This window comes from Aeromonas sp. QDB18, assembly GCF_027705325.1.
Classification (GTDB): domain Bacteria; phylum Pseudomonadota; class Gammaproteobacteria; order Enterobacterales; family Aeromonadaceae; genus Aeromonas; species Aeromonas caviae.
The window spans coordinates 85,145-92,172 of sequence record NZ_JAPDBQ010000002.1 but is presented as its reverse complement, the minus strand read 5'-3'; the positions used below and the strand labels follow the sequence as shown (position 1 = coordinate 92,172).

Genomic DNA, 7,028 nt, shown 5'->3' with positions numbered 1-7,028 from the left:
CTCCTGCATGGAGACGCGATTAGATCACAGACGATCTGCCTGTTCAAATTTCATTAACAAAGTGCGATCCCGCCCTGGCTGCTGCTGGGCGTTGACCTCTGCCTGGGTCATCACAGCGGCAAGCTCGGTGGCGGCGGAGGCCACATTGCCGCTGATGCCGGTCAGGGTCTGGATGGTGTTGGCAAGCTGGCTCAGGGTCCGGTTGATATCCCTGGCGAGCTGGCCCAGCTCGTTGTTGCCTTCGGCATTGGCACGCACGTTGAAGCGGCCGAGGGCGACGGCGTGCATCACCTCCTGCAACTGGCCGATGGGCTGCACGATGCGCCCGGAGATCCACCAGCCACCCAGCAGGGCCGCGATCAGGGTGCCCCCCATCAGCAGCAGGGTGCGCAGCAGGGTCGCGCGGTCGTGGGCCTGCTCCTCGGCAATCTCAGTCTGGGTCAGCTGATTGATGTGGACGGACATGGCATCGATCTGCTTGATGAGCGCCTCCCCCAGATCGCGAAAGTGCAGGCGGGCCTGCTCATAGGCGGCGGGATCGCCACTGCCTTGGTACTTGGCGGTCAGCAGGGGCAGCATGCTGCTGCGGGTATGGCCGAGGTAGGCCTGCAGGGCGGCCGCGACCTGACGGTTGTCCTGCTCGGCACCGGTGACAACCAGTCTGGTCAGGATGGCGCCAATCTCCTGTTCGGCGGCGGAGAGCTGGGCCGGCAACTGGGCGAAGAGGGCCTCATCGTAGAGGCCTTAGATGGCGTTGGTGCGCAGCCGGTAGGTGGCGTGGATCAGGGCCGCAATGTCGTCCTTGTGGCGGGTGACGCTGGCGGTGGTTTCATTCATGTCCTGAATGGCACCGTCGATTTCCTGTTTGCTGATCACGGCCATCAGCAGCATCAACAGGCTGGCGAGCAGGAGAGGGATAAGCACTTGAAGACGAATGGACAGATTATTCAATGACATGAAAGATCCTAACCCGAAAGAGGAGTGAGGCGGTATCTTACACAGACGCGACAATCCTTGTCACAGGGTTTTTAATGCTGAATTCTTGCTGAATGAAAAGGTTTTTCTTGTGTTAAAAGAGAGTGATAGGCAAGATCGTCTGCTTGTTACCCTGGAGGTGTAGTGTGTCCGACTGGATTGATCCCGCCATCTTGGCGCTCTTTATTCCCACGTTCTTTTTTGTCTCAGTAACCCCCGGTATGTGCATGACCCTGGCGATGACCCTGGGCATGAGTCTGGGGGTGCGCCGTACCCTGCACATGATGTGGGGGGAGCTTGTCGGCGTCGGCCTGGTCTCCGTGCTGTCGGTGGTCGGGGTGGCGGCAGTCATGCTCAACTACCCGGCCCTGTTCTCAGCATTCAAATATGTAGGTGGCGCCTACCTGGTCTGGCTTGGCATCCAGATGTGGCAGGCCAAGGGCAAGATGGCCATCCCGGCGGATCTCTCGGCGGGCCAGCAGACCAGCTCCATGGGGCTGGCCGTGCAGGGGTTCGTGACCGCCATCGCCAACCCCAAGGGGTGGGCCTTCATGGTCTCCCTGCTGCCCCCCTTCATCAATGCGGCCAAGCCGATGGCACCCCAGATAGGGGCCCTGGTCGCGCTCATCCTGGTCATCGAGTTCTCCTGCCTGATGCTCTATGCCAGCGGTGGCCGCACCTTGCGCCATTTCCTCGCCAAGAGCGGCAATGTCACTCTGATGAACCGGATCGCGGGCTCTCTCATGCTGTTTGTCGGGGTCTGGCTGGCCTTCGGTTAAACACCCGCTCAATCAGCCGCCCTATGTGACGCCATGGGGCACCTGAAGAGAGATGATGCAAAAAGGCCACCTCCCTGCTCGGGAGGTGGCCTTTTACATAGGCCCGTTTTTCATGGACTCATGGGGTCAGTCGGTCAGGCAGTCCGGATCGAACACGTATTCCCCGGCCAGCCAGCGCATGATCTCGTTCACGCAGGCCTGATCCTGGAAAGGCAGGTAGCGGCTCTTGAGGTGGATGACCTGCTCGGGGGTGAGCTGGGTCAGACCGATGTCCTGGAAGAGCGGCAGGTCGGCCTGGATCATGGCGGAGATCTGCGGCCCGCAGGTGGCGTTGAGGGAAGCGTGCAGCGCCTTGTCAGGATCGTACTGCTTGCCGAGCTTGTAGCTCATGGGCAGGGTGGCGAGCGGCAGGGCCGAGAGGGCCGCCTGCTTCATGGGATTGACCGCATGGCCGCTCACGAGATCCGCCAGCTCTGCCGGACGGTTTTCGAAGGCGCGCAGGTGCAGGAAGCTGCTCGCCTTGCTGCCGTCATTGACCGGATAGTTGTCCCACAGGAAGGGTTTGCGATGGAGCCAGTCTGCGGCCTGTTTGAGGTGGGCAGCCGGATACTCGGTGGAGCAGACTTTGGGGCCGGTCCAGAAGACATCGATGCGCTTGTCGAGCCCCTGACCCAGATCCTGCAGATAGTGGGGGGGCATGGCACCGAACACCTTCTCCAGCACGGGATCCGTGCTGTAGTAGCTGGGGCAGAACAGCAGGCGGCCTGCATCGGTGTGGGCCGCGATGTCGTGGGCGATGGTGAGCTGCCAGTGGGCGAGATCAGGGGTGTCCCCCTTCATGTCGTCAAACAGGATCGCCAGGATATCGGGCTTGAGCGCCTCCTCGATGAGCCTCACCTTCTCCAGCAGGGCGGGTCGCTGGCGGGCATAGTCGTGATGGGCCCCCATGGGGCTCAGGCCCACCCCGAAGGCCAGACCGTTCTCCCGGCACTGGCGGGCGAGCTGGCACAGGGCTTCAAGCTGGTCGGCGGGCCAGGGTGTGGCCCAGTGCTTGCGCAGGTAGCCGTCTTCCTTGGGGGCGTAGAGGTAGAAGCCATAGCCGTGGCGGGGCAGCCACTGGGCGTAGCGGGCACGGGCTTCCCAGCTCCAGCCCTTGCCAAAGAAACCCTCGATGAGGCCCAGCTTGGGCGAGGGAGGATACAGACCGGACAACAGGGTTTGATAAGGCATGGTTCACTCCCTTCTCACACAAATGCGGGCTACGATGGCCGGCGCCTAGACGGGGTCTTCTTCCAGGAAGCGTACCCCTATCTTGCGGGGTTCACCCTCTTCCATTTCCGCCACCGTCCAGAGCAGTCCCTGCCAGGCGACATGGTCACCGACCACCAGATTATCGCCCAACTGATGGGCAATAAAATCGCCGAGGCTCTGATCCGCCACCTCGCTCACATCCAGCCCGTAGAGCGGGGCGAGATCCACCAGCCTGGCGTTGGCCTCCAGCAGGAAGTCACCGAAGAAGCGCGGGCCCAGATCCTGCTCCGGCGCCTGGCTGAAGAGCTGACCGAGGGCGGGCAGGTCGTGCTCGTGGCCGATGACGCACAGGATGTCATCGGATTGCAGGCAGGTACTGCCCGAGGGGTGGAGCAGCTCCTGGCCGCGGAACAGGGCGCAGATGCGGGTGCCTTGGGGCATGCGCAGCTCCCGCAAGGGCGAACCGATGCACCACTTCTCGGCGCTCAGGCGATAGACGAAGGTTTCCCACTGGCTGTCGAGATCGATTTCCAGCCCAGAGCGGTTGATGGGAGAGGGCGGTGCGGGCACCTCCACTCGCGCCAGCTTTGATGCCAGCGGCAGCGAGCTGCCCTGCAGGATCAGCGAAACCAGCACCACGAAGAAGGCGACATTGAAGTAGAGCTGGGCATTGGGCAGCCCCGCCATCATGGGGAAGACCGCCAGGATGATGGGCACGGCGCCGCGTAGCCCCACCCAGGAGATGAACCAGCGCTCGCGGGGCGCGAAGTTCTTGAACGGCAGCAGTCCAATCCAGACCGACACCGGACGGGCAAACAGGATCATCCACATGGCCAGTGCCAGTGCCGGCAGGGCGATGGGCAGCAGCTTGTGGGGCGAGGCGAGCAGCCCCAGCACCAGGAACATGCCGATCTGGCTGAGCCAGGTCAGGCCGTCCAGCACGGAGAGGGTGGTGCTGCGGCTGCGCAGGGAGAGATTGCCAAGCAGCAGGCCGGTGAGGTAGATGGCGAGGATGCCGCTGCCCCCCACCGCCGTGGTGAGGGCGAAGATGAGCAGGCCGCCGCTCACGGTGAGCAGGGGATAGAGACCGGGGGCGAGCTTGGCACTGTTGATGAGCTTCCACAGCAGCCAGCCCCCCGCAAGGCCGATGCCAGCGCCCAGACCAAACTGCTTGACGAGTTGCAGCAGCAGGAAGCCGGCATCCAGCCCCTGCTGGGCGGTGGCCAGCACCTCGATCAGGGTGACGGTGAGAAAGACCGCCATGGGATCGTTGCTGCCCGATTCAATCTCCAGGGTGGCGCTGACCCGCTCGTTGAGGCTGCGCCCGCCGAGCAGGGAGAAGACCGCCGCCGCATCGGTGGAGCCGACGATGGCACCGATGAGCATCCCCTGCATCAGGTTGAGGTCGAACAGCCAGGCGGCGGCGAGGCCCGTGAGGCCTGTGGTGATGGCCACCCCGACCGTGGCCAGCGAGAGCGCGGGCCAGAGCGCGACCCGAAAGGAGGAGACCCGGGTGCGCATGCCGCCGTCCAGCAGAATGATGGCCAGTGCCAGGTTGCCCACCAGGTAGGCGACCGAGTAGTCGGCGAAGTGGATGCCGCCGGGACCATCCTCACCCGCCAGCATGCCGACGGCGAGGAAGATGACCAGGATGGGGATGCCGACTCTGGAGGAGAGTGCGCTCAACAGGACACTGGCACCCACCAACAGGGCACCGATGAAGAAGAAACTGTTGACGGTGGTGGCATCCAATGGCGAACTCCTTATGGCGGGCTGCAAAACAGGCACATTATATGCAGATTGACCCCCTTTGTGTGGCTTAATTGTGCATTGTTTTGCAGTTTTTTACGTTTGTTGCGCAGTTTTCAAGCAGGGCGAGGGTGGAGTGCCCGCGCGGGAAAGCGCAGGGAAAGGGGGCAATGGATGGGGCTTTCAGTGCAGGCAGAGGGGGGCGGCAGAGGGCGAAAAAAAAATGCCGTGGACGGGAAGGGGGCAGGAGCGCCGACGGGCTCCTGCGAGGGGGTCAGTCGTCCTCGTCGTCCTTGACCTCCCGGATCTTGTCCTTGTACTTGGGCAGCTGTTTCTCGAGCTGCTTCATGTCCTTAATGGCGTTGAGAAACAGGCCGAGCAGAAACAGCAGCGGCAAGCCTATCCATAACCACAAGCTCATCAGAATCTCCTTTCGTGGTGTGCCGGGGTGACATAGCGGGCCAGGATCTCGTCGAGATGAGCCAGGATGCACTCCTTGCCTTCAATATCCGCTCGTTCCAGACAAAGCGCCAGCGCCGCCGGATCCAGGGCCAGCCCGTCGGATTCGGGCGCGAAGCTCAGGTGCCAGGGCTCGTAGGCCACCCCCTGATCCGGTTGCTCCCCTTTTGCATAGGGCAGGAAGAAGCCGAAGTCGTTCATGTGATCGTCCAGCCATTCGCGCAAATCGGCAAACCAGCCGTCCGCCTCGTACTCCCAGGGTTCCAGCGCGAGCCGGGTGCCGGCGGGCAGGCAGTCCGGATCGTAGATGTCGAGATCCGTGCCCCAGTGATGGCGGCTGGTGCCGGGCAGGGCGCTCCAGTGCAGGATGGCGTGCAGTCGCTCGGTCTCGCCCAGTTGCAGGGCATCGAGGGGCTGGTTGTGCGCATCCAGCAGAGGGCGCTCCCCGCGCCATTTGCCGTTCCAGATGGCGAGCTGGCGCTCGAAGCCGCGCCAGCTGGAGGCCGCCTGCAGGTTGAAACCGGCATGGGCGGCAGCCACCTGCATGTCGTTGAAGGCCGCCGCGGTGGCGGCGGTCAGACGATGGGGGCCGCGCCCCACCAGGATGAGGTGGCTCTCATCCAGCCCAAGCAGTTGATCCTGATTCATGGTCTGGTCTCTCTTGTCCGGAGCGCCGCTCATGCCAGCAGTCGTGCCAGCACCCCTTGGTACATGTCCGCCAGCAGATCCAGATCGTCCGCCTTCACGCACTCGTTCACCTTGTGGATGGTGGCGTTGACCGGGCCGAGCTCGATGACTTCCGCCCCGGTGGGAGCGATGAAGCGCCCATCGGACGTGCCCCCCGTGGTGAGCAGGGCCGGCTGCTGGCCGTTCACTGCCGCCACGGCGGCGACGGTGGCGTCCAGCAGGGCGCCGGTGTCCGTCAGGAAGGGCTGGCCGGAGAGGGTCCACTTCAGCTCGAAGTCCAGGCCATGACGGGTCAGCAGCGCCTCGACCCGCTCGCGGATAGCCGCATCGGTGAGCTCGGTGCTGAAGCGGAAGTTGAACTGGACCTGCAACTCCCCCGGGATGACGTTGGAGGCGCCGGTGCCGCCCTGGATGTTGGCGATCTGGAAGCTGGTGGGGGGGAAGTAGGCGTTGCCCTTGTCCCACTCGATGGCGGCGAGCTCCGCCAGCGCCGGGGCCGCCTTGTGGATAGGGTTGTCCGCCAGATGGGGGTAGGCGACGTGGCCCTGCACCCCGCGCACCAGCAGATCGCCGGTGATGGAGCCGCGACGGCCGTTCTTCACCACGTCCCCGACCTGGGCGGTGGAGGAGGGTTCGCCGACGATGCACCAGCGGATCTTCTCGTTGCGTGCCTCCAGGGTGTCGATGACGCGCACCGTGCCGTTGATGAAGGGCCCCTCTTCATCCGAGGTGATGAGAAACGCGATGGAGCCCTTGTGGTCCGGGTGCTCGGCCACGAAGCGCTCGGTCGCCACCACCATGGCGGCCAGAGACCCCTTCATGTCGGCGGCGCCCCGGCCATGGAGCATGCCGTCCTTGATGGTCGGCTCGAATGGCGGGGTGTCCCACTTCTCCAGGGGGCCGGCGGGTACCACGTCGGTGTGGCCGGCGAAGCAGAAGAGGGGACCCTCGCTGCCACGGCGTGCCCAGAGGTTGGTGGTGTCCTCAAAGACCATGGGTTCGATGACGAACCCCAGGCGTGCGAGGCGCTCCGCCATCAGGGTCTGGCACCCTTCATCCAGGGGGGTCACGGAGGGGCGGCTGATCAGATCCTTGGCCAGTGTGATGACGTCCGACATCGGTGTTCCT

The 7,028-nt window shown here is 63.9% G+C and carries 6 protein-coding genes and 1 pseudogene; 1 reads left to right on the top strand and 6 read right to left on the bottom strand.

The window, feature by feature from the left end; all coding sequences use genetic code 11:
* Nucleotides 1–78: 78 nt before the first annotated feature.
* Nucleotides 79–957: pseudogene (locus tag OKC30_RS00980) on the bottom strand (HAMP domain-containing protein); the annotation flags it as partial.
* Nucleotides 958–1,121: 164 nt separating this feature from the next.
* Between OKC30_RS00980 and OKC30_RS00975 the strand changes: the two are divergent.
* A complete protein-coding gene (locus OKC30_RS00975) occupies nt 1,122–1,754 on the top strand; it encodes a LysE family translocator (protein ID WP_029314220.1) in 633 nt (210 codons plus the stop codon).
* A 126-nt stretch (nt 1,755–1,880) separates the two neighbouring features.
* Here the strand turns inward: OKC30_RS00975 and OKC30_RS00970 are convergent, their stop codons facing one another.
* The 5 genes from OKC30_RS00970 to dapE all read right to left on the bottom strand — a co-directional run bounded on the left by OKC30_RS00970 (nt 1,881) and on the right by dapE (nt 7,018).
* A complete protein-coding gene (locus OKC30_RS00970) occupies nt 1,881–2,984 on the bottom strand; it encodes a beta-N-acetylglucosaminidase domain-containing protein (RefSeq protein ID WP_270666058.1) in 1,104 nt (367 codons plus the stop codon).
* 45 nt (nt 2,985–3,029) lie between these two features.
* Nucleotides 3,030–4,757 (bottom strand): potassium/proton antiporter, encoded by a 1,728-nt coding sequence (locus tag OKC30_RS00965; protein ID WP_010674047.1) that lies wholly within the window; start codon nt 4,755–4,757, stop codon nt 3,030–3,032.
* 271 nt (nt 4,758–5,028) lie between these two features.
* A complete protein-coding gene (locus tag OKC30_RS00960) occupies nt 5,029–5,175 on the bottom strand; it encodes a hypothetical protein (RefSeq protein ID WP_010674048.1) in 147 nt (48 codons plus the stop codon).
* Entirely contained in the window at nt 5,175–5,861 is a 687-nt protein-coding gene (locus OKC30_RS00955) for a M15 family metallopeptidase (RefSeq protein ID WP_128342928.1), read from the bottom strand. The genes OKC30_RS00960 and OKC30_RS00955 overlap by 1 nt, the downstream gene beginning before the upstream one ends.
* Before the next feature lie 29 nt (nt 5,862–5,890).
* On the bottom strand, nt 5,891–7,018 hold the full coding sequence (gene dapE, locus OKC30_RS00950; protein WP_010674050.1) for a succinyl-diaminopimelate desuccinylase: 1,128 nt from the start codon (nt 7,016–7,018) through the stop codon (nt 5,891–5,893).
* Between the last annotated feature and the right edge of the window lie 10 nt (nt 7,019–7,028).